Source organism: Xanthomonas campestris pv. badrii (assembly GCF_012848175.1).
GTDB lineage: Bacteria > Pseudomonadota > Gammaproteobacteria > Xanthomonadales > Xanthomonadaceae > Xanthomonas > Xanthomonas campestris_C.
Genome location: NZ_CP051651.1, coordinates 3,574,318 through 3,597,830, shown reverse-complemented (window position 1 = coordinate 3,597,830; position 23,513 = coordinate 3,574,318). Strand labels below are relative to the sequence as shown.

The 23,513-nt window shown below is 60.7% G+C and carries 17 protein-coding genes; 12 read left to right on the top strand and 5 right to left on the bottom strand.

Annotated features, from left to right (window positions below; genetic code table 11):
• The first annotated feature begins 1 nt into the window (after window position 1).
• From HG421_RS15110 to HG421_RS15055, 12 genes are all read left to right on the top strand, one after another.
• Complete coding sequence (locus tag HG421_RS15110; protein ID WP_169707078.1) at window positions 2–385, top strand: DUF4398 domain-containing protein; 384 nt, start codon at window positions 2–4, stop codon at window positions 383–385.
• A complete protein-coding gene (locus HG421_RS15105; protein ID WP_169707077.1) occupies window positions 382–1,272 on the top strand; it encodes a hypothetical protein in 891 nt (296 codons plus the stop codon). Before HG421_RS15110 ends, HG421_RS15105 begins: the two co-directional genes overlap by 4 nt.
• Before the next feature lie 342 nt (window positions 1,273–1,614).
• On the top strand, window positions 1,615–1,833 hold the full coding sequence (locus tag HG421_RS15100) for a YdcH family protein (protein ID WP_169707076.1): 219 nt from the start codon (window positions 1,615–1,617) through the stop codon (window positions 1,831–1,833).
• A gap of 244 nt (window positions 1,834–2,077) precedes the next feature.
• The gene (locus HG421_RS15095) at window positions 2,078–3,448 is read left to right on the top strand and encodes a pyridoxal-phosphate dependent enzyme (RefSeq protein ID WP_104540811.1); all 1,371 of its coding nucleotides are present in this window, start codon (window positions 2,078–2,080) and stop codon (window positions 3,446–3,448) included.
• 86 nt (window positions 3,449–3,534) lie between these two features.
• Window positions 3,535–4,722: a cystathionine gamma-synthase gene (locus HG421_RS15090; protein WP_169707075.1), complete on the top strand. Its 1,188-nt coding sequence runs from the start codon at window positions 3,535–3,537 to the stop codon at window positions 4,720–4,722.
• Window positions 4,723–5,094: 372 nt separating this feature from the next.
• Complete coding sequence (locus HG421_RS15085; protein WP_169707074.1) at window positions 5,095–8,220, top strand: glycosyltransferase; 3,126 nt, start codon at window positions 5,095–5,097, stop codon at window positions 8,218–8,220.
• Window positions 8,221–8,302: 82 nt separating this feature from the next.
• Entirely contained in the window at window positions 8,303–9,097 is a 795-nt protein-coding gene (locus HG421_RS15080; RefSeq protein WP_211161733.1) for an ABC transporter permease, read from the top strand.
• Complete coding sequence (locus HG421_RS15075; protein WP_169707073.1) at window positions 9,094–10,380, top strand: ABC transporter ATP-binding protein; 1,287 nt, start codon at window positions 9,094–9,096, stop codon at window positions 10,378–10,380. The genes HG421_RS15080 and HG421_RS15075 overlap by 4 nt, the downstream gene beginning before the upstream one ends.
• Window positions 10,381–10,432: 52 nt before the next feature.
• Window positions 10,433–12,580: a methyltransferase domain-containing protein gene (locus tag HG421_RS15070; RefSeq protein ID WP_169707072.1), complete on the top strand. Its 2,148-nt coding sequence runs from the start codon at window positions 10,433–10,435 to the stop codon at window positions 12,578–12,580.
• Window positions 12,580–15,111 (top strand): glycosyltransferase family 4 protein, encoded by a 2,532-nt coding sequence (locus tag HG421_RS15065; protein WP_169707071.1) that lies wholly within the window; start codon window positions 12,580–12,582, stop codon window positions 15,109–15,111. Before HG421_RS15070 ends, HG421_RS15065 begins: the two co-directional genes overlap by 1 nt.
• Before the next feature lie 94 nt (window positions 15,112–15,205).
• A complete protein-coding gene (gene gmd / locus HG421_RS15060; protein ID WP_169707070.1) occupies window positions 15,206–16,246 on the top strand; it encodes a GDP-mannose 4,6-dehydratase in 1,041 nt (346 codons plus the stop codon).
• The gene (locus HG421_RS15055; RefSeq protein WP_169707069.1) at window positions 16,230–17,168 is read left to right on the top strand and encodes an NAD-dependent epimerase/dehydratase family protein; all 939 of its coding nucleotides are present in this window, start codon (window positions 16,230–16,232) and stop codon (window positions 17,166–17,168) included. Before gmd ends, HG421_RS15055 begins: the two co-directional genes overlap by 17 nt.
• Window positions 17,169–17,351: 183 nt before the next feature.
• Here the strand turns inward: HG421_RS15055 and HG421_RS15050 are convergent, their stop codons facing one another.
• The 5 genes from HG421_RS15050 to HG421_RS15030 all read right to left on the bottom strand — a co-directional run bounded on the left by HG421_RS15050 (window position 17,352) and on the right by HG421_RS15030 (window position 23,099).
• Window positions 17,352–19,604, bottom strand: a complete 2,253-nt coding sequence (locus tag HG421_RS15050; RefSeq protein ID WP_169707068.1) for a sugar translocase — start codon at window positions 19,602–19,604, stop codon at window positions 17,352–17,354.
• 70 nt (window positions 19,605–19,674) lie between these two features.
• Complete coding sequence (locus HG421_RS15045; RefSeq protein ID WP_169707067.1) at window positions 19,675–20,127, bottom strand: GtrA family protein; 453 nt, start codon at window positions 20,125–20,127, stop codon at window positions 19,675–19,677.
• Window positions 20,114–21,043 carry a WxcM-like domain-containing protein gene (locus tag HG421_RS15040; RefSeq protein WP_169707066.1) on the bottom strand — a complete coding sequence of 310 codons (930 nt, stop codon included), beginning with the start codon at window positions 21,041–21,043 and terminating at the stop codon, window positions 20,114–20,116. Before HG421_RS15040 ends, HG421_RS15045 begins: the two co-directional genes overlap by 14 nt.
• The gene (locus tag HG421_RS15035; protein WP_169707065.1) at window positions 21,040–22,011 is read right to left on the bottom strand and encodes a glycosyltransferase; all 972 of its coding nucleotides are present in this window, start codon (window positions 22,009–22,011) and stop codon (window positions 21,040–21,042) included. Before HG421_RS15035 ends, HG421_RS15040 begins: the two co-directional genes overlap by 4 nt.
• Entirely contained in the window at window positions 21,996–23,099 is a 1,104-nt protein-coding gene (locus tag HG421_RS15030) for a DegT/DnrJ/EryC1/StrS family aminotransferase (protein WP_169707064.1), read from the bottom strand. Before HG421_RS15030 ends, HG421_RS15035 begins: the two co-directional genes overlap by 16 nt.
• Between the last annotated feature and the right edge of the window lie 414 nt (window positions 23,100–23,513).

Below are 23,513 nucleotides of genomic sequence, written 5' to 3'. Positions count from 1 at the left end.
AATGACGGCTAGCTTCGCATACTTGCGGCGATCCCTGTATGGCATCGCCTGTTTCATGGTTCTTTCCTCTCCGGCCGCCGCCCAGGTGGCACCGGAGCTCACTGCCGCCGAACAGGCCGTGCAACGCGCCACCCAGGCCGATGCCGACCAGTACGCCCCGGATCTGGTCAACCTGGCCCGCCAGGAGTTGATGCATGCCCAGCAGGCGCAACTGGACAAGCGCCAGCGCAAGCAGGTGCCGCAACTGGCCCTGCGCGCCGCCGCCGATGCCGACCTGGCCAAGGCGCGCAGCGAGGAGGCCGTGGTCAGCGCCCAGCTGGAGCAACGCCGCAAGGAAGTGACGCAGCTGCAGACCACCCTCAACACCGGGGAGGGTGCCCGATGACCCTGCGCCCCTTGCTGTACCTGGGTGTGTTGAGCCTGGCGACGCTGCCGCCGCTGGCCTTTGCGGCCAAGGACGACCCGCAGGCCGACGCGCTGAACCGGCGCCTGGCCGTGTTGCAGGGCGATCCGCAGACCAGCGACCTGGCCCGCTACGAACGCCTGCAGGCGCAGCAGACCGTGGCCGCGCTGGCCGAGGCCAAGCGCCGCGACCGCGACGAACTGCTGTTCCTGGCCGACCGCCGGGTCGAGATCGCCGAACTCACTGCGCGCACCGCGCTGGCCCGGCGCGAGCTGGACCGGCTGGAAGGCACCCGCAACGACCTGCTGATCGAAGCCAGCCGCCGCGACGCCTCGCGTGCGCGGCAGGAGGCCGAGCGCCTGCGCGTGCAGGCGCAGATCCAGGCCGAGGAGGCCGAGCGCATGCGTCAGGCCGCCGAGCAGGAAACCCTGGCCCGCCAGGATGCCGAGCTGGCCTTGACCAGCGTGGCCGGCAAGCAGACCGCCAAGCTCAACGCCGCCCAGCAGAAAGCCGTGCTGCTGGCGCACGAGGAAGCCGAACTGGTGGCCGGGGCCAAGCTGCCGCCTGCCAAGTTCGACTCCCGGGGCGAGGTGTTCTCGCTGGGCAGTGGCGCCTTCGGTGGCAAGGCGGCGTTGTCCGGCGATGCTGCCGGGCAGGCCAAGGCGCTGGCCGAGTACCTGAACATCGGCAAGAAGGGCCGGGTCAGCATCGTCGGCTTCGACAGTGATGCGGCCACCGCCAAGAAGCGTGCCGAAGCGCTGCGCGATGCCCTGGTGGCAGGCGGCGTGGCGGCCTCGCGGCTGCAGGTCACCGGCACCAAGGGCGCTGCCAGCAAGACCCGTGCGGCGGAGGTCGTTGTCGCCCCCTGATGGCAAGTTCTTGGAAGTTAAAGCCTTTTAACCCGGGCATGACGCCCGGTTGAACCGCGGTCACTGATTGATGCGGGGAACGCCAAAAGCGGCCGTTTCGGCCTTGAACCCCCTCCGCGACCGGCGTAGGGTCGTACCTCCGGGCAGCAACTTCGCCGCCCGGGAAGTACGGAGGGCCGGGCCAGTGACGCAGAGGCACGCAACGACGCAAATGGGTGGAATGGTTGGTGGTGGTTTCGCCCGTGTGTCGGCCTTTGCAACGCGTTGGTCTTCCATTCCCAAGCTGCGCCCCGTGCCGTCGCTGGCCGGGGCGTTCTTGTTTTAAGTGAAGGAGGTAACGCCATGTTCGAAGGGCAACCGCAGACCGAAATCGACGCATTGATGAAGTCCGATCCCGAGTTCAAGCAGCTCTACCAACGCCACAGGCTATTGAACAAGAAATGCATGGATGCCGAACTCGGGGTGCTCCCGATCGACGACGTGACCTTGGGCCAGATGAAGCGCGAGAAGTTGCAAGCCAAAGAAAAGCTCACCCGGATGTACGACCAGCTGACGCACTGATCCTTCCCCATCGTTAGAACAAGTTCACCGTCGCGGGCGGTGGCGGCCTCCTCGTCGGCTTGCCACCGTCCGCGTCTTTCGTTGTAGCGGCCGCTGCCTGGCGGGGGAGGCGCGGCTCCAGTCAGGACGGTTGAGCACGCTTGTTCATCGGCGCACCACACCGCTTCACACCTGAATGAGCATTCCCCGGCCGTTCGTCGGATAATGACCGGTCTAGCCCGCGTGGCGCAGCGACGATATCCCGATGGCGATCCATTCCTCCGTACTCGAACTGATTGGCAACACGCCGATCGTCAAGGCCCAGCGCCTGGACACCGGCGTCTGCGAGCTGTTCCTCAAGCTGGAGGCGAACAATCCCGGCGGATCGATCAAGGACCGCATCGGCCTGTCGATGATCGAGGCGGCCGAGCAGCGCGGCGACCTGAAGCCCGGCGCCACCCTGGTGGAAGGCACCGCCGGCAATACCGGCCTGGGTCTGGCCCTGGTGGCGCAGCAGAAGGGCTACCAGCTGATCCTGGTGGTGCCGGACAAGATGAGCCGCGAGAAGATCTTCAATCTCAAGGCCATGGGCGCCAACGTGGTGCTGACCCGCTCGGACGTGGCCAAGGGCCACCCGGAGTATTACCAGGACCTGGCCGCCAGGATCGCCGCCGAGACCCCGGGCGCTTACTTCATCAACCAGTTCGGCAACCCGGACAACCCGGCCGCGCACGAATTCGGCACCGGCCCGGAAATCCTGGCGCAGATGGACGGCCAGCTGGATGCCATCGTGTTCGGCTGTGGCAGCTCCGGCACCATGACCGGCCTGTCGCGCGCTTTCGCCAGCGCCTCGCCGCACACCGAACTGGTGCTGGCCGACCCGGTCGGCTCGATCCTCACCCAGTACATCGAAGAGGGAACGGTCAGCGAAAAGTCCGGCAGCTGGCTGGTCGAAGGCATCGGCGAGGACTTCCTGCCGGATATCTCCGACTTCACCCGCGTCAAGAAAGCCTATTCGATCAGCGACGCGGAGAGTTTCCACACCGCGCGCGAACTGCTGGCCAAGGAGGGCATCCTCGGCGGCTCGTCCACCGGCACCCTGCTGGCCGCAGCGCTGAAGTACTGCCGCGAGCAGACCACGCCCAAGCGCGTGCTGGTGTTCGTCTGCGATACCGGCAACAAGTACCTGTCGAAGATGTACAACGACTACTGGATGCTCGACAACGGCTTTTTGGAGCGCCCGCAACACGGCGACCTGCGCGACCTGATCCTGCGCCCGTACAACAAGCGCGACACCGTGGTGGTCGGCCCTAAGGACCTGCTGACCACCGCCTACCAGCGCATGAAGCTGTACGACGTCTCGCAGTTGCCGGTGATCGACGACGGCGAGCTGGTCGGCATCGTCGACGAGAGCGACGTGCTGCTGCATGTGTATGGCGACGAGGCGCGCTTCCGCGACCCGATCTCCACCGCCATGGTCAGCAAGCTCGATCGCCTGGATGTGGCCTCGCCGATCGAAGCGCTGCTGCCGGTGTTCGACCGCGGCCAGGTCGCCATCGTCATGGACGGCAAGCAGTTCCTGGGCCTGATCACCCGCATCGACCTGCTCAACTACCTGCGCCGCCGCGTGCAGTGACCCCGTGCCGCACGTTTCGATGAGACGCGCGGCACGGGCCATTCAGGCCTGCTTGTTACAATCGCCCACTTTTTCCGGGAACCTCCATGTCCAACCGCACCACTCATAGCCATGACGGCGAGCGCGCGCTGTCGCTCGCGACGCTGGCGATCCATGGAGGGCAGTCGCCGGATCCCAGCACCGGCGCGGTGATGCCGCCGATCTATGCGACGTCCACCTATGCGCAGTCCAGCCCCGGCGAACACCAGGGATTTGAGTATTCGCGCACGCACAACCCGACGCGGTTCGCCTACGAGCGCTGCGTGGCCGCACTGGAAGGCGGCACGCGCGCGTTCGCGTTCGCCTCCGGCATGGCTGCCACTTCTACCGTGATGGAGCTGCTGGATGCCGGCAGCCACGTCGTGGCGATGGACGACCTGTACGGCGGCACCTTCCGCCTGTTCGAGCGCGTGCGTCGCCGCACCGCCGGCCTGGATTTCAGCTTCGTCGATCTAACCGACCCGGCCGCATTCGAAGCCGCGATCCGCCCCGACACCAAGATGGTGTGGATCGAAACCCCGACCAACCCGATGCTCAAGCTGGTCGATATCGCGGCCATTGCTGCGATCGCGCGCAAGCACGGCCTGCTGATCGTGGTAGACAACACCTTCGCCTCGCCGATGCTGCAGCGCCCGCTTGAGTTAGGCGCCGACATTGTCGTGCATTCGGCCACCAAGTACCTCAACGGCCACTCGGACATGGTCGGCGGCATCGCGGTGGTCGGCGACAACGCCGAACTCGCCGAGCAGATGGCCTTCCTGCAGAACTCCATCGGCGGCGTGCAAGGCCCGTTCGATAGTTTCCTCGCGCTACGCGGATTGAAAACCTTGCCGCTGCGCATGCGCGCCCACTGCGAGAACGCCTTGGCGCTGGCGCAATGGCTGGAAACCCACCCGGCCATCGACAAGGTGATCTACCCCGGCCTGGCCTCGCACCCGCAACACGCACTGGCCCAGCGGCAGATGTCCGGCTTCGGCGGCATCGTCTCCATCGTCCTCAAGGGCGGCTTCGAGGCGGCCAAGCGTTTTTGCGAAAAGACCGAATTGTTCACCCTGGCCGAATCGCTTGGCGGCGTGGAAAGCCTGGTGAACCATCCCGCGGTCATGACGCACGCCTCCATCCCCGTGGCCCGCCGCGACCAGCTTGGTATCAGCGATGCACTGGTAAGGCTGAGTGTGGGTGTTGAGGATGTGGAGGATTTGCGGGGAGATCTGGAGCGGGCGCTTGCACGCTAAGCAATACATCGAGGTATCGAAAACCTGTCGCCCATCGCGCGACTTGGCAGCGGCCATATGAAGGCGCGCACGTCGCGACTTGTGCCGAGTACCAGGTTTCTACGTGCGGTCTTGGCTGGGGCAATCCGCTACGTCCTCGTGCGACCGTCGCTGAAACGCCTGTTGACGGGTGCGTTGTCGGCGACACCGGGCTTACTTATGGCGATCAAACGCCTCGGGGTGCGTTTCGGGTTGGGCGGCCTGATGGGCCCCGGTCACCTGGCGATCAATGGGAGGGCGAGCGGTCTGGCGTCGCAAGGACGCATGACTGCGCGTGCCGCCAGGATCTACGAAGATCTGCGTCGGGCGATGGCCGCCAGGGATCGTTGAGTCGTGCGCATCGCCATCGATCTACAGGCAGCCCAGACCGCCAGCAGGCATAGGGGGATCGGGCGATATTCGCTCGCGTTGGCAGAGGCGATGCTGCGTGAGCCGCGCGCGCATGAGTTCTGGTTGGTCATCAATGACGATATTGCCAGCGACGCGATCGATTCGCTTGCCGCCCTGTTGCCACGCGAGCGCGTAGTGGGGTTCCGCACGGCCCAGCCCGTGCATTGGCGCGATCCGGCAAACGCGTGGAGGCGAACGGCCTCCGAGCATATGCGTGAGTCGTTCCTGCAGGCCTTGCAGCCAGATATCGTCCACGTCACCAGCGTGATCGAGGGTGCCAGCGATGGAGCGGTGACCTCCATCGGTCGCAGGGTGGGGGGGGCGCGTACTGCTGCAACCTTGTACGACCTCATCCCGCTCCACGATCCGCGATACATCGCCACCCCATGGGCTGCAGAATGGTACGCAGACAAGGTTGCCTCGCTGCAGCGTGCCGATCTATTGCTCTCGATCTCCGATTACGTTCGGAACGATGCGATCGAACGTTTGTCGGTTGCGCCGGAGCGCGTGGTCAATATCTCGTCTGCGGCCTCGCAGATCTTCAGGCCGATCCATGTAGATGACGCGCTGCGTGGACGATTCGCGCACGAGCATGGGATTGTCGGCAAGTACTTGATGTACAGCGGGGCAATGGATCCTCGCAAGAATCTGGAAGCTCTGGTCGCAGCTTATGCGCTGTTGGGTCAACAGAAGCAGGAACGTTATCAGCTGGTGGTCACCGGCCACCTGGACGAGTTGGAGCGCGCGCGGCTTGCGCTGGTTGCGCGTCGATTGAAGTTGTCGCCAGACCGGATTGTCTGTACCGGACACGTGACTGATCAGTCTCTGGTCGAACTGTATTGCGGTGCTGAGCTGTTCGTCCTGCCTTCTTTGCAGGAAGGATTCGGCCTACCGTTGCTGGAGGCGATGGCCTGCGGAGCTGCCGTGATTGGTGCACGCGCCAGCAGCATTCCGGAAGTAATCGGGCGCGACGATGCCTTGTTCGATCCGACCGATCCTGCGGCCATCGCTGGCGCGATGCAGCGCGTTTTGGAAGACGCGGACTTTGCGCGCAGCCTCCGCCATCATGGGCCACAACGAGCACGTGCATTCTCATGGGCTGGCAGTGCGTCGCGCGCGCTGGATGCATTCGAGGCTTGCGGCCAGCTCCATCCGACAGCCAAGTGGGGCTGGCGAGAGACGAGCGAAGCGTTGCAGAAAACGCGTGCTGCGCTCGTCACGGAAGTGGCGCACGCGTGCGACAGCCGCGTGCCAGTTGTGGATGCGGACCTGGTGCAAGTGGCTATCGCCATGGATGCAAACGAAGAGCTGGTCCGCGATGTGTTGCGGCGGCAACATCCGCTCCCCCAGCTTCCCTCGTGGCGTGTCGAAGGGCCGTTCGACAGCAGTTATAGCCTCGCGCTGGTAAACCGTGAGCTGGCGCGTGCGCTTGATGCGCAGGGGCTGGATGTGCGGCTGCATTCGACTGATGGCTCGGGAGACTTCGACGCCGATCCAGGATTCCTCGCTTCCGATCAGCAGATTGCACGGCTTCATTCGCCTGCTTGTGAAGTCGCACCGGCTGCGGCCGATGTGTGCAGCAGGCTGCTGTATCCGCCTCGCATTGCCGACATGGACTCCCGCTTCAACCTGCTGCATGCCTATGCCTGGGAAGAATCGGCCGTTCCCGAGGCCTGGGTTGCCGATTTCAACGAGTTCGTCCAAGGCATTTCCGCGCTGTCCACACACGTGGTCAAGGTGCTGGTGGACAGTGGCGTCGCAATCCCGCTTGGCGTCTGTGGCGCCGGGGTGGATCACTGGGAGTCGATTGCTGCGGCAGAGGGTACTTCGTTGCAGCAGCGTGGTTTCAGTTTTCTCCATGTGTCTTCCTGCCTTCCTCGCAAGGGTGTGGACGTCCTGTTGCAGGCGTACGGCGATGCCTTCAGCGATCGCGACGACGTGTCGCTGATCATCAAGACCTTCGCCAACCCTCAGAACGAGGTTCGTCGTTTGCTGCATGACGCACGTTGCGCCCGGGCCGACTTTCCTCATGTGATTCTGATCGAGGAAGATCTCGACAGTGCCAGCTTAAAACGTCTTTACTCGCAGTGCGACGTGATGGTCGCGCCCAGCCGGGCCGAGGGCTTCGGCCTGCCGTTGGCAGAGGCGATGTTGTCTGGTCTGGCTGTCATCACCACTGCGTGGGGTGGTCAATGCGATTTTTGCAACGACCAGACCGCCTGGTTAATTGATTACACGTTCGCTCCTGCCGAAACGGTATTTGGTCTCTCCCATTCGGTCTGGGCTGAACCCTCCAGGTCGGGGCTAAGCCGGCTCTTGTGCGAAGTGCACCGCCTCCCCGCCGAGCAGCGCAACGAGCGAACCCGTCGTGGTCAACAGCTCCTGCAGCGCCACTTCCGATGGGCGGATGTGGTGCAGCGGCTCCTGGCGTTTGTGCGCGACCTGTGGGCTCGGCCGATTCGCGCTGCCACGCCCCTTATCGCCTGGGTTGCGCCCTCCTCGCCGGCCCATCATAGCTCGGGTGGCGTTTTCGCTGAGCTCAGTGGGGGCCTAGCCGGCGAGTTAGCGCTATTTGAGATCGACGCATCGATCGTATCTTCAGACTCGACGATGCCCACAGGCTTGGAATCTCCGTCTGAACCGCGCCCTTGCCCAATCCGATCCCTTCCTGTCATCGGCCATCAGCTGACCAATGCGGTGGTAATCGATTATCCTGACATCCTGCATCGTCAGCATTGGTTCGCTGGCCTGTTGGAGGATCAGCTCGATCAAGGCCGGATTGTCGTTGTGCTGTTGCGTAGGGTTGTCGCATCGTATCCCTGGGAGCCAGTGCTGATCCGTGCGCTCAGGCGATGCGATCGCGTCCTGGTTGCGGGGGTTGCCGACCTCAATCTGCTCAAGAGCCAGGGAGTCAGTGCGAACACGGCGATCCTGCCGACCCTGGAGGGCGATGTGGAGATTCAGCAATCTGCGCTGCGCTTATGGAGCATCGTCCGCGCACTGCTGTGGCAGCGGCAGGCTGATCCATCGATTTTCTCGCCACGGCCAGGAGAGGTGGCCTGCCCGTGACGGTCATCCTTTTCGGCCTTCCTCTTGCGGTTTTTGTGATCGTGGCAATCCTGAGCCCGCTCTCTTCGGTAAGCTTAATCTCATGAAAGACCTGCTGCGACCCCTATGGGTATACCGATACTTCATCTTCTCTTCGATCAAGAACGAGTTGAGGATGCGCTTTATTCAAAGCAAGCTTGGTGCGATGTGGATGATTATTCATCCACTGATGCAGGTGCTGATCTTCGCAACGATCCTCTCGGAGGTTCTCGCGGCGAAGCTGCCTGGGATCGACAATAAATATGCCTATGCGCTGTATTTGATGTCTGGAACACTGTGCTGGAGCCTGTTTAACGAGACTATCAATAAATGTGTCTCGCTATTCGTGGAAAACGGAAACCTGATGAAGAAGATGGCTTTCCCAAGGATATGCCTTCCCTTCATTGCCGCCGGAGCGATGCTGGTGAACAACCTTCTGCTGCTGCTCGCCATCTTCATCGTGTTTGCTGTGCTTGGCCATTACCCGGGGCAGCAGGTCTTTTGGTTGCCGTTCCTGATGGTGCTGACATTGACCTTCGCGATGTCGCTGGGCTTGTTGCTGGGGGTATTCAATGTATTTATGCGCGACATCGCCCAAGTCGTTCCAGTGGTGCTGCAGGCGCTTTTCTGGCTGACGCCCATTGTCTACAACATCAGCATTCTCCCTGGGGACGTCGCCAAGGTCTTCAAACTCAATCCCCTGTTTCCGCTGGTGACGGCGTATCAGCAGGTACTGCTTTACGACACAACGCCGGATTGGCGCTCATTGATGCCACTGTGCGTAGCCACTGCGATATTGGGCCTGATGTCGTTGGTGGTGTTCCGACGTGCCAGTCAAGAAATGGTGGATGCGCTATGAGCGATGTCGTAATGCGTGTCGAGGGCGTCGGCAAGGCGTATAGGGTCTGGAGCAGTCAATGGTTGCGAGCTGCCAGCTGGTTCGGTGCTCCAGTGCATGCGCGTGAAGAGCATTGGATCCTGCGCAATGTGTCGTTTTCGATCAAGGCGGGCGAATCCGTTGGCGTGGTGGGGCGCAACGGTGCGGGGAAAAGTACGCTACTGAAGCTGATCACGGGAACCGTGCAGCCTACTGAGGGAGTCATTGCCCGGTCGGGACGAATCGCGGCGATCCTGGAGCTGGGCATGGGATTCAATCCGGATCTGACAGGCAGGCAGAATGCCTACCACTCTGCAGGCTTGATGGGGTACTCCCAACAGCAAATCGATGCAGCCATGCCCGGCATCGAGGGGTTTGCCGAGGTTGGCGAATACTTCGATGCGCCGGTGCGGACCTACTCCAGCGGAATGCAGGTGCGGGTGGCCTTCGCCGTGGCGACGGCGTTCCGTCCCGACGTGCTGATCGTCGATGAGGCGCTCTCTGTGGGAGACGCCTATTTTCAGGCGAAGTGCTTCAAGCGCGTGCAGGAATTCAAGGAACAGGGAACCACATTGATCCTGGTGAGCCACGCAGTAGGTGACATCGTCAAGCACTGCGAGCGCGTGCTATTCATCAAGGATGGCGGCGTCTATGCCGATGGTCCGGCGCGTGAAGTTTCCAATCTGTATCTGGACGAGCTGTTTGGGCGACAGAGCAGTTCGGACCCCGCGCGTGCGGACTCTCCGATCGAAGCGATCCCAGGCGAAAGCATCGATGACGTATTCCACACCCGCCCTGGGTACAATCGAAGCGAGCACCGTTGGGGGCAGGGCGGAGCGAAGATCGTCGACTATGCGGTGACGAGTAGTGGTGAGCGTTTTCCCGCGCGTATCGACAGCGGTGCGATCACGAAATTCCACATGAAGATTGTTTTCGAGCGCGACTTCGACAACGTGGTCCCAGGTCTGCTGTTGAAGACGCTCGAAGGGCTGTTCCTCTATGGGACCAACTCATTTTTGGCTAGCGACGGGCGGAAGACGCTTTCTCCACGCGCAGGCGATGTGGTTACCTGCTATTTCGCATTGCCGCTGAGCGTCAATGAGGGGCATTACATGGTGTCATTGGGGATATCGAGCGGCGATCCGCTCGGCGAGTTGGTGCCGCTGGACAGGCGCTATGATGCCATCTTGCTGGATGTCAGTCGTCCCATGCAGTTCTGGGGCATCGTTGACTTGAAGGCCGAATTTTCCGCCGACGTTCCTTAACTGCCTTTTCTGTCCGCGCCATCGGCGTGCCGCTAATCCTAGGTTCCTATTGATGACGCATTCCGTTTCCCCGGGCAATAGTTCTATCACCGATCTCGTTGCTGCGTTACCCGAGAAGTATCAGCCGATCTTTGGCCATCCAGAAATCTCCGACGGCAGTTCCCGTGGTTGCGAGGACCGCCTGGAGGTCATCGTCGATGTGGTCGACCACCTGCGGACGGAATTAGGGCGTCCGATTCGGGTACTCGATCTTGGGTGCGCACAAGGCTATTTCTCCCTCAACCTGGCAGCCCGGGGTTCCATTGTCCATGGTGCGGATTTTCTCGACCGCAACGTGGCGGTATGCCGGGCGCTGGCGGAAGAGCAGGGCTTTGTAGCCGCCACCTTCGAATGTGCCCGAATTGAGGACGTCGTCAGTGCGCTGGAGGTCGGTAGATATGATCTCGTCCTCGGGCTGAGCGTCTTTCATCACCTGATCCATGAGCATGGCCTGGAGCCCGTTGTCGAGTTGATTGGGCAGATCGACGCTTGCATCCCCGTTGGCATATACGAGCTTGCTGTGCGGGAAGAGCCGCTGTATTGGGGCGCATCGCAGCCCGGAGATCCGGCGGAATTGCTGCAGCGCTACGCGTTTCTCCGAGTGCTGGCTCATCAGGGAACGCATCTGTCAGGCATCGCCAGGCCCTTGTATTTCGCAAGCAGCCGGTACTGGCTGCTTGGCGATGATTTTCGCGAGTTTCTGTCGTGGCGCACGGAATCACACGCTCATGCGATGAACAGCCACGCAGCGACGCGACGCTACTACTTTGCCGATGGCGTGATTCTCAAGCAGATGTCCTTGGTTGAGACGTCGAGGAAGAAGATCAACCTCGCAGAATACGAAAACGAAGTGAGCTTCTTGCGTGACCCGCCTTCAGGGGTGGTTGTTCCGGCTCTGATGCACAACCTGCAGGACAGTCGCGACGTATGGATTCTACGAGAACAGCTGCCTGGGCGCCTACTTTCGGAGATGATCCAGGACAAGACCCCGTATTCCTACGAGGAGATAGCCGATTCCATCATTGCGCAGCTTGTTGCGCTGGAGGCCGCTGGGCTTTATCACAACGATCTGCGCTGTTGGAACCTGCTTGTCAATGACAGCGGCACTGCCACCTTTATCGACTACGGTGCCGTCTCGGCTAGCGCAGTTGATTGCGTCTGGCCAGACGACCTGCTTCTGTCGTTCTTGATAACGCTGCGGGAATTGGTGCAGGGCCAGATCGCGCCGCCATTGCCGGTTCGCCGTCCGCTCCTTGATATCTCCATGCTGCCGGCTCGCTATCGGGTCGGGTTTTACACGATATTAAATCGCCCCCGTGGGGAATGGACATTTCGCGCTTTGAGGGAGGCGATCGGCCAGAAGGATGATGAGGCAGAGCGAGCCGGCTGGGTATGGCTGCTGCGAAAGCAGGAGCACGCATTGCTCATCTATGAGCGCTCCATCCGGGCGGCCGAAGCACGGTTGGCAGAAGTCGATGCCAAGCTCAGTGAGTCGCTGAGTAACGCCCATCACTGGTATCTGCGCGCAAACGAGCGAGAAGAAGCCATCGACAAGCTCAACAGTGAGGTCGATGAGCTAAAGAACACTATCGGCGAGTTGCATCATCTGCAGCTGTCGGGCACCTCGAACATGCACGACCTTCGCCGGAGATTGGAGACTTCCGGTGCCAGCTTCACGGTGGCCCGTGAGCAGCTGGATGAACTCCGCACGCAGCTCGATTCTTCACTTCAAAATGCCCACCAGTGGTACTTGCGTGCCAGCACTGCCGAGCAAAATCTGCACGATATCCAGGCTAGTGCGTCATGGCGCTTGACGCGTCCTTTACGAGGGATGGCGCGTTTGGTGAGGTGGCCTCGCGCATCGCTGAAGCGGATTCTGCTTGCTCTGGTTCGTCGTGTTCTCAAGCGCCCGGCGCTTGCCCGTGTGCTGAATAACTGGTTGCGTATGGCGCCTTCCGTCCATGCCAGGATCAGGAGCGCCGTCGCGGCGGATATGGGGATTGATAGCGTCATTCAGCCAGTGATGGAGGATCGGCCGCGTCCCGGCCAGGTCGTGGATGTCACCGTGCTTGCCGAGCCGGTCGCGGCAGCGAAGCTGTCTGCGCGTGGTCATAAGATCTATGAGCGCATGTTGGCCATACGCAATGGGGAGTCTGCTTGATGCGCATCGTGATGGATCTACAGGGAGCGCAGTCGGAGAGTCGTTTCCGGGGTATCGGGCGCTATAGCCTGGCGTTGGCGCTTGCGGTAGCCCGCGACGCACGGGGGCACGATATCCATCTCGCACTGAATGGTGCTTTTCCGGAGGCAGTGAAGGATATTCGGACTGCATTTAAGGGGCTCATTCCGCAGAGCAATATCCATGTATGGCATGTGCCTCTTCCCGTGCATGCCTGCGATACTGGAAATAGCATGCGGTGCAGTCATGCCGAGATCGTGCGGGAGGCAACGCTGGCTTCATTGAAGCCCGATATCGTGCATGTATCCAGTCTGTTTGAAGGTTACGGCGACAACGCATTGACCAGCATCGGTCGTGTCTTCCAGATCCCGACCGTGGTGACGATGTATGACTTGATTCCGATGATGAACCCAGAGGTTTATCTCAATCATGACCCAGTCTATGCCAAAGCTTACGCGGAGAAATTTTCTTTTTTGCAGCGAGCGGATGCGGTCTTAGCGATATCGGAAAGTTCAGCTGACGAGGCGCGCCGGGTTGGAAAATTTGGCAGCGATAAGGTCTTCAACATCTCTGCAGGATGCGATGCTGTCTTCTCACAGTTGGAAATCCAGCATCCGGCGCGTCGCTTGGTCCGCGCCAAGTTCGGGATCGAAGGCGAGTTCTTTCTCTATACCGGTGGAGCGGATCGGCGCAAGAATCTGAACCGCTTGATCGATGCATATGCGGCACTACCCGTGGCGACGCGCAAGGCTGCCCGTCTGGTCATGGCTGGACGCATGCCTGCTTCGCTGGTGGACGATCTCAAGCGCGTCGCACTGGAGCGGGGGCTGCAAGCGGACGAGATCATCTTTACCGGTTATGTTTCAGACGAAGAGCTGGTTGCGCTGTATAACGAATGCCGCTTCTTCGTGTTTCCGTCCTGGCACGAGGGATTTGGTTTGCCGGTATTGGAAGCAATGGCGTGTGGTGCCGCGGTCATTGCAGCCAACGCTTCAAGTGTTCCGGAGATTGCAACGGAGCCGGCCATGTTGTTTGATCCGTATAACACTGCCGAGATGTCCGAGCGGATCCGCTGGATGCTTGAGGATGATGCAGCCGTAGCAGAAGCTCGCGCTTTTTCGGAGCATCGGGCTGCTGCGTTCTCTTGGGAGAGAAGCGCAACAGCGTTTCTCGACGCTTGCGAGAGCGTGCATCTGCGATCCTTGCCGCGCACTGACGCTGGTCAGGCACTTAATATAGCCATGGCCGCACTTGGCCGGAAAAGTACGCAAACGCTTGCACTGGTTACAGCAGCAGATGCGTTGGACCGCAGCATAGCGCCAGAGGAGCGCATGCTCATGCTCGACGTTACCGAGCTGGCCGCGCACGATCGTGGAACGGGTATCCAGCGCGTGACGCGCGCCATCTCGAATGAGTGGCTGCGCCGGCCGCCGCATGGCTACCGCATCCAGCTGGTCAGGTTGGATCGCGAGTCACGTTGCTATGTGTGCGCCAACGCCTACGCCGGCCACCTTTTAGGTCAGGATCTCGGTGAGGATGCAGCCCTAGTGTGTCACGCGGGCGATGTCTTCGTCGGCCTGGATCTGGTGGGGCACGCTGTTGACCTGGCCTCCGATTGGTTCGATTACTTTCATGTTGCAGGGGTAGTGATCAGTTTCGTGGTCTATGACATCCTGCCCGTGCGGAATCCACAATGGTGGCCCGGGCCCGGCGGGCAGCACCACGAGCGCTGGCTGCGAGGGATCGTTTCCGTATCGGACCGGTTGATCTGTATTTCGCAGGCCGTTGCAGATGATGTGACTGCATGGATGCTGGAGAATGGAATCGGCAAGCAGCCGGACGTCGCGTGGTTCCACCTTGGCGCCGATCTTGAAGGAAGTGCTCCCAGTCGGGGCATGCCGGATCACGCCGACGCGCTTCTCTCTCGCCTGCAGCAGGTGAGGAGTTTTTTGATGGTAGGCACGCTCGAACCTCGTAAGGGGTATGCCGGCGTGTTGGCTGCATTCGAGCATCTATGGTCTGCAGGGCAGGAGATCGCCTTGGTGATCGTCGGCAAGAAAGGCTGGATGGTGGACGAGCTTTGCGAAAAGTTGGAAACGCATCCCCAGCTTCATCGCAATCTGTTTTGGCTCAGCTCCGCCAGCGACGAGCTCTTGGAAAAGCTCTACCAGGCCTGCACCTGCCTCATCGCCGCCTCTGAGGGCGAAGGTTTTGGCTTGCCACTGATCGAGGCGGGACAGCGACGACTGCCAATTCTGGCCCGCGATATCCCGGTGTTCCGCGAGGTCGCTGGCGAGCACGCCGCATATTTCGCAGGAAACACGTCGGCGGAGATGGCGAGCGCCATCGAAAGATGGCTCGAACTGCATACACAGAACGCGCATCCGCGGACTGACGAGCTGCCCTGGTTGACCTGGGCGCAGAGCGCCGATCAGCTTGCCGCCGCACTTCTGAAGCCGGCCGCAAGTCTGGTCTCCGATCCAGGAGGCCGATTGAGGTCAAGCAAGTTATGATGGCGCCGTTGCTTTCCTGCACGGCGATGCTCCGGACGCGCATGGGCGTGATCCAGAGCGGGGCTGTTTTCACCAATTTCCGAAGAGAATGTAGATGACTAACAAGATTGCAATCATTACCGGCATCACCGGGCAGGACGGTGCCTACCTGACCGAGCTGTTGCTTGGCAAGGGTTACAAGGTGTATGGCACATACCGACGGACCAGTTCGGTCAACTTCTGGCGTCTCGAGGAGGTTGGCGTCGCGAAGCATCCGAATCTTGAATTGGTGGAGTACGACCTCACGGATCTGGGGACGACGATCGCGATGGTCCAGAAGATCCAGCCCGATGAGATCTACAATCTCGCGGCCCAGAGCTTCGTCGGAGTCAGTTTCGATCAGCCGACCACGACAGCGCAGATCACCGGTATCGGCGCGCTGCACCTGCTTGAGGCGATTCGTCTGGTGAACCCGAAGATCCGGTTCTACCAGGCATCGACTTCGGAGATGTTCGGCAAGGTCCAGGCTGTCCCTCAAAAGGAAGACACGCCGTTTTGGCCACGCAGCCCTTACGGTGTTGCCAAGCTGTATGCCCACTGGATTACGGTGAATTACCGGGAGAGCTCCGATATCTTCGGATCCAGCGGGATTCTGTTCAACCACGAAAGTCCGCTGCGCGGCCGGGAATTCGTTACCCGAAAGATCACCGACTCGGTTGCCAAGATCAAGCTCGGGCTGCTGGACTGCATGGAGTTGGGCAACCTGGACGCCAAGCGTGACTGGGGCTTCGCGCGCGAGTATGTGGAAGGTATGTGGCGAATGCTGCAGGCGGAGCAGCCGGACACTTTCGTGCTCGCGACCAATCGCACCGAGACCGTGCGCGATTTCGTCAGCATGGCGTTCAAGGGAGCGGGCATCGACGTAGAGTTCCGCGGAAAGGACGCTGAAGAGACTGCGGTGGACACTGCTACCGGCAAGGTGGTCATGCGTATCAACCTGAAGTTCCACCGCCCTGCAGAAGTGGAGCTGCTGATCGGCGACCCCGAAAAGGCGGCCCGTATCCTCGGCTGGAAGCCTGAGACCACGCTGGAGCAGCTGTGCCAGATGATGGTCGAGGCCGATCTGAAGAGGAACGAGCGTGGCTTCTCATTCTGACCTGACGGGCAAGCGGGTTCTGATCAGCGGAGCGTCCGGGTTCACCGGGCGCTACATGACCCGGCAGCTCAAGGAACAGGGCTGCACGGTCATTGGCGTCGGGACGCGTTCGGACGCTTCCGGCACGGGCAGCACCGACGAGTTCTGGCCGATGGACCTGCGCGACGCTGCCGATGTCGCTCGCGCCGTTGCGCAGGCCCAGGCCGACTATGTCGTGCATCTGGCGGCAGTGGCCTTTGTCGGTCATGGGGATGCCGACGATTTTTACCGCGTCAATCTGCTCGGCACGCGTAACCTGCTGCAGGCGCTGGCCGCAAGCCAATACCGCCCGGAGCGGGTGCTGATTGCGAGCAGTGCCAATGTCTACGGCAATGCAACCGAGGGCGTGATCGACGAGTCGGTCATGCCCGCGCCCGCAAACGACTACGCGGTGAGCAAGCTCGCCATGGAATATGTCGCCAGCTTGTGGCGCGAGCGCCTGCCCCTGGTGATTGCCCGCCCCTTCAACTATACCGGGGTCGGTCAGGCCACCAATTTCCTGATTCCCAAGATCGTTTCCCATTTCGCATCGCGTGCATCTTCCATCGAGTTGGGCAACACCGAAGTCTGGCGCGATTTTGGCGATGTCAGGTCAGTCGTGCTGGCCTATCGCAAGCTACTGCAGGCGCCAGCGGCCGAAGGTCAGATCGTTAATGTGTGTTCCGGTGTCGCCAGTTCGTTAGGAGACATCATCAGGATCTGCTCGAAAATCACCGGCCATGACATCGACGTCCAAGTAAACCCCGCTTTCGTTCGTGAGAATGAAGTCAGGAAGTTGCTTGGCAGCAATGCCAGATTGCAGGAGCTGATCGGTGATTGGCAGAGTCTTGCGCTGGAGGACACGCTACGCTGGATGCTTGAAGCTGCCAGCGCTGAGCAGTGAGAGCAATCCAAGGGCAATGAGAGCAATCGAGCTTCGGCTGGAAAGTTCAGCCGAAGCTCGATTTGGATGCCTGATGGCATTTTTGTTCAGCGTTATCGTAGAGGCTTACGCACCAGCAGTTGCAAGAAACCGTGCCAAGTGAAAGGGCGATCAACGCGCTGGCGATCGAGCTTCCCTGCCGGCTCATCGGCCGCAATCGGACTTGCAAATTTCAAGACTGGTTAGCCCGAAGGCAAGCAGACGCTGGTCCGCAGACATGCCTGCCTGCGCGGGAGAAACCGGTACTTCGTAGTTCAGAACCATATGCACTACTTCCCCAGGCTGGCGGGTGGTGACCGGAACCCGTAGTTCCAGCGGCATCGCTTGCGCTGCAGTAACGCGAGTGTCGAGCCCCTGGACACCGTTGACAGTGGCACGGATGCGCAGCGCTCGCTTGGGGCCGGGCAGAAACGGGTTGCCGCGCAGAATCACCGTTGTCTTACCGACTGTCTTTGAATTGACACGGTAGCGCAGCGATGAGCTTGTGCCTTCCGACCAGACACCCCATGCCTCATCGGACGACCAGCCTTGCGTGAGCAAGCTGCGGAGCGTGGGGAGCTTAATGCTGGTATCTGCCGCGGGCTCGGTGACCAGGGTATCCTTGGCAGCATCTGCGCTTGCAGGCTTGGCACCACCTGGCAGACGGAAGACCACGACAGCGCCATCTTCGCGCGTCATCGAAGGCGGCGTGCCAATGGCCTGTGTCCATTCAGCAATGATCTGTGCTCCTTGGTCGGCATAGCCGCGCTTGTCGATGTAGACAGCGTCGAAGCCGAACCGACCGATCGCTTTGAGCTGTGCGGCGGCGGGTTGGGTCTCCAGATTCCGGTAGAACAGGTCGCCCTCACGGCCCTTCATGCCTGCGTAGCTCCATTTCAGGTGCTGCGAGTGAACGAATCCCACCGCAAGGTCATATGTGTGCAGGGCATTCTTGGGCGGTACTTCCGGAAACGGCATATAGGGCAACTGGTAAACCGCTGCACCGACAGGCAGCGCAGCTTCAATGCTGCGGATGAAGCGCTTGTCCTGCTCGTACGCAGTGCGCGCGCTGGATTGACACGGGCCGCACACCGCCGAGGTCTGGTCCCAGATGCCGAAGACCAGCATGCCGGCGGCAGCGAGTGAGGCGATGGTCATGCGGTGCCGACGCCCCACCTTGTCGGACAGTATCTGCACCGCGATGGCTACCGCAGCGAGGGTGCTGAACGTGATGAAGATGCTGGCCCGATTCCAGCCGCGGATTGAGGGCGATACGACGTGCGCAAAGAGTGAGCCAAGCCCGCCGATGGTCATGAATGCCAGAAGGACGCCGGAGAGAATCGCCAATAGGGCAATGCGTTCTTCGTTGCGCCGCTCGGACAGACGCGCGAACGCGACCAGCGCCAGGATGGCAAGACCGATGGAACCGATCAGGCCCAGGGAGGCTGTCGTGTTCTCATTGATCAACGGTGTACTGGCCATGTAGCTGGCCGTCACATTGGCCAACTTGGGTAGCCTGTGGTCGGGGCGCGGCAGGATCAACTGCATCAACTTCACGCCGTAGATCTCGGACTCTGCCGGAGCGCGGGCAGCGACTTCCGGATTATGACCGTTGATCCGCTCGTTGATCACGTTGGGTGCGACATTTGCCAGCGTGCCAAGCGCGAGGAAGAAAATGACGGGTGCTGCTAGGCGGGTGATAGACGTCCAGTTCTTCTGGACCAACGCCATAAGGCAAGCTGTTCCAATAAGAATCAGGCCGAATGCCGTGTAGTAAACGCCGAAACAGCTCAGGACCAGGTACAGCGCAGCAAGCGCGATCTTGCGTGCGGGCCGGGCGCCCCAGAAATCCAGGGATACGTCGGCGAGTGCAATCCGGATCGCAAGCATGAAGTAGATCGGGATGCCGAAATACCAGGTGTAGAAGATGTGCTGCAACCGCAGGAAATGGAAGGGCGCCAGCGTAAAGAGCATGGCAGTGGTAAAGGACAGCGAACGACCGACGCGCAGCCAGCGCATCACCCAATATGCCGTCAGAAAGTTCGCGGCAAAGCCCAGCAGGAAGAACAGATTCAGTGCCGCAGCACTGCTGCCGGTCAGCATGCCGGCAAGCTTCAGGAACAGGAAGCTGCCGGAATCTGCTCCGGGGTAATCCAGGAAAGAGGAGCCGAATGGGAAGCCGCTACGGGCATTCTCGAAGATCCATCCTTCCATTGCTCGCTGTGTCAGCCAGAGGCTGCTCAAGGCGTCGCCCTTATACGAGAATGGGTAGTCCAGCATAGGCAACAGTCCCGCCCGCCAGCCCACAAGCAGGACGCTGCCCGCCACGACGGACAGAACGGCACCTAACAGCAAGGGCAGCCATTCGGACTTGATCAGGGGGCTGGCCGGCGTCGTAGCAGGGAATAAGGTGCTCATGTAATCCACGATTCAAGAATGGACGCGCAGCGCCAGCGGGGCTGCGGGCAGGCGTAAAGTGGGCAACATTCTACGCGGCGTCTTGCTCAGCCCCGGGGGAGTCTGGCTTGGGAGCCTGTAACAACAACTTGCTTAGGATGAACGACACTGGCAGCGTAACAACGATGGAGATTAGTGGGCCGACTGCCGTCGGCACGCGTAGATGCCCTACGCTGAGTTTCAGCGCCAAGGCCCCAAGTGCGTAAGTCACCAAATAGATGAGCGGAAACGCCGCAAACTTCAACCAGCTGTGCTCAGCACGAAAGACGTAACGTGTGTTGATCAGGTAACTGAGCAAGATGCCTGCACAGAAACTCGCAAGATATGCCCACTGATAATGCATAAAGCGAAGGAGCATCCAGTACAGCACCAGGGTCAGGCCTGTGTTGAGTGCTCCGCCCAGCAAGAAGCGCAGGGCTACCGAGACCAATGGCCGATGCCGCCGAAGCAGGGCATCGGCATGTGGGGACTCATCCGCCCGCATTCGCCAGACTCTTGAAGGACGCGTAATCGCGGATGTACTCATCAGTGTCGTAGGGCTCGGATGCAAACACCAGCAGCACGGCATCTTTGGAATACTTGTACTGCGTGCCCCAGATCAACGGTGGCAGATGGATGCCCTGGTTCGGCGAGTTGAGTTCGACGTCGATACGGCGAGTGCCGTCATCCGCAAGAACTCTGACCGAGCCGGAGACACAGATCAGGAACTGATGGCAGCGCTTGTGCGCGTGTTCGCCACGGGTCTCTTGGGTGGGGACGCCATAAACCAAAAAATACCGTCTTGCATTGAAAGGCAGGAAACTATCGAAATCTCCCACGGAGAGCGAGCCTCGCATGTCGGCGAAACTGGGCATCCGGTACAACTTGACGCCCGGAACGGCGGTGTCGGTGATTCCCTGATCAGTTGGCAATGCGGCAGGCTGGTTTGCGCCCTTGTCGGAAACGTAGCCGACAATGCGTGCGGGATTGCCAACCACAATGGCATTGGGCGGCACAGAGCGCGTAACGACTGCGCCAGCGCCGATCATCGCACCACTGCCGATGGTGGTGCCGGCCAGGATGGTTGCATTGGCGCCAATCGAGGCGCCCGACTCGACCACGGTGCCGAGGAATTTCTCGGGATACACCCTGCTGCGCGGGAACAGGTCGTTGGTGAAGGTTGCGTTCGGCCCTACGAAAACGTCGTCGCCCAAACGCACGCCGTCCCACAGTTGCACGCCGCATTTGACGGTGACGCGGTCACCTACGATGACATCGGATTCAATGAACACGCCGTCGCAGATATTGCAGTCGCGGCCTAGGCGCGCTCCGGGAAGCACGTGCGCGAATGCCCAGACGCGGGTGCCCTCGCCGATGTTCTCGCTCTCGCAAAGGGCATTGGGATGCACGAAATAACTCACGGTTTATCCTTTTTGAAGTTTTCGACCGACTGAATGATCGACAGCGGGCGCGCCTTGGTATTTTCGAACGCATGCCAAGCGTAGGTACCCACGATACCTAGGCCCAGTGAATTGAGTGCGCCGAAAAAGAGAATGGTCAAGATTGTCAGGGTGTAGCCCGGCACTGCGACGAGTCCGGAAAACTTAGCGGCCAGCACCAGCGCACCGAGCAACGTGGTAAATGCCAGCGCGATAAGGCCCAGCGCCGTCAGCATGCGGACCGGCAGGTCGGTGAAAGCGAAGACGCTATCGGACAGATACCGCAGTTTCTTGCTCAAGGTCCAGGCGCTCTTGCCATGCTGCCGCTCGCGCCGCTGATAACTGACGAATTCGCGCTTGCCGCCCAGCCAGAACAGTTGCGCAAGCAGACTGGAATGGGCTTCTTTCAACAGCAACAGCCGTTCGAGAAAACCACGGCTGACAGCGAAGATATCCACGCCCCCCTTGGGAATATCCTTGATGACCATGCGCCGATAGGTCGCCCAGAACAAGGTTGACGCCAGCTTCGATGCAGCCGGATCGCTCCGCGCTTCACGCACGCCGAAGGCGACATCGTACGGCTCGTTAGCGTAGCGCTGCCAGAAGTCGATGACCAACTGGGGCGGTTCCTGCAGGTCGGCCGCCATTACCGCGGTCAATTCGCCGCGGCTGAGCTGCAAGCCGGTGCGGATTGCCGGGAACGCGCCGAAATTTCTGGTCAAGGTCGCCAGCTGCGAACTAAAGGCGCAACTAGGCAACTTATCGCGCAGCAACGCGTAGCTGCGATCGGGACTGCCGTCCACCACGAAAACGGCTTCAAACGTCCCCTCGACGCTACGAGCGATCAAATCGACAGCCTGCAAGAGATCATCGATCGAGCCTTCATTGCCGTAGATCGGAACAACCAGGCTGAGGGAAGGCGACTGCACCTCGCTCAGAACCGGTTGCATGCTTCGACAACCCGGTCGACTTCTTCATCGGTCAGCTCCGGGAAGCATGGCAGCGTCGTTACGCGCGCCGCATCGGCTTCCGTGTTCGGTAATGCCACGGAATCAAATGCACCCTCATGGCATGGCTGACGGTGATCGCACAACGGGTAATGGACCTCGGTCTGCACGCCGGCGGCCTGGAGGTGTGCACGCAATTGCTCACGGTCATCTGAACGCACGACGTACAAATGCGCCACATTTTCGGCACCCACCACGCCGCCCACTTCGATCTTCGGGTTGGACAAGCCCTGAGCGTAGCGGTTGGCGATATCCCGGCGACGCTGGTTCCAGCCGTCCAGCAGGGGAAGCATGTGGCGCAGCATGGCGGCCTGCAATTCGTCGAGGCGGCTGTTGCGGCCTCCGCGCAGAGTATTGGTGTACTTGGCCGTCCATCCGTACTGGCGGAGTTGCGCGGCACGGGCGGCCAACTGGTCATCATTTGTCACGATTGCGCCGCCATCGCCCAAGGCGCCCAGATTCTTGGTGGGATAAAAGCTGAAGGAAGCAATATCGCCGAAACTACCGGCGCGATGGCCATTCCGTTCCGCGCCGTGTGCCTGCGCGCAGTCTTCCACGACCTTGATGCCACGTGGTTGACACAGCGCTACGATCGCTTCGATGTCAGCCAGTTGGCCATAGAGATGGGTCACGATCACGGCTGCCGGTGCGCTGTCGCCAGCGAGCACCGCTTCCAGCGCAGGTACGGACATTAGCCCCGTCCCCGCGCCTGTATCGACAAAAACCGGTGACGCGCCGCAGGCCAGGACCGCGCTGGTGCCGTACATGGCCGCATTGGCAACAACGGCCACCGTATCCCCCGGGCCGACGCCCAGTGCCTTCAGGGAGAGCTCAAGAGCGTCGGTACCGTTGGCAACGCTGACGCAGTAACGGCTTCCACAGTAGCTAGCGAACTCCTGCTCAAAAGCCTTCACGTTCGGACCGAGCACATAGTAACCGCTTGCGACGATCGTACTTGCAATCTGAGACAGTGCATCCTGTACGGGCGCAATGTGGCGGGACAACGAGTTGACGGGAATCAGGGCGTCCATGGAATCCGAGGTACCAAGTGATATGCGGGTGGATTTGAATGCTGCGGCATTGGTGTGCCGCCGTAGAGATCTTTGACCGGAAGGATATCGCGTTCGGCCGGTGGTCTGTGGCCGGGTCTGACTTAGACCTACGAGTGGAAGCGCCGACTCGACCTGCCTGGTATCGCGCCAGCCATACAGCGCGGGATAAAGCGCTCAAGCGAGCATAAGCGGCAGCCCCGGGATGACTGAAGCAGTGCATAGGCTGTGCTGGCCGGCAGATACTGCCTCCTCGCAAAGCGGGCTATTGCATAGCCGTCTTGATCCACGGTATCTGGCTCTGCCGAATCATCTGTTCCGGGCACAAGAGCGACGACACAGCCATGAGGGACGTTCAACCACCATATGCCCGGGACCTCAAAGCTCTGCGGCGGC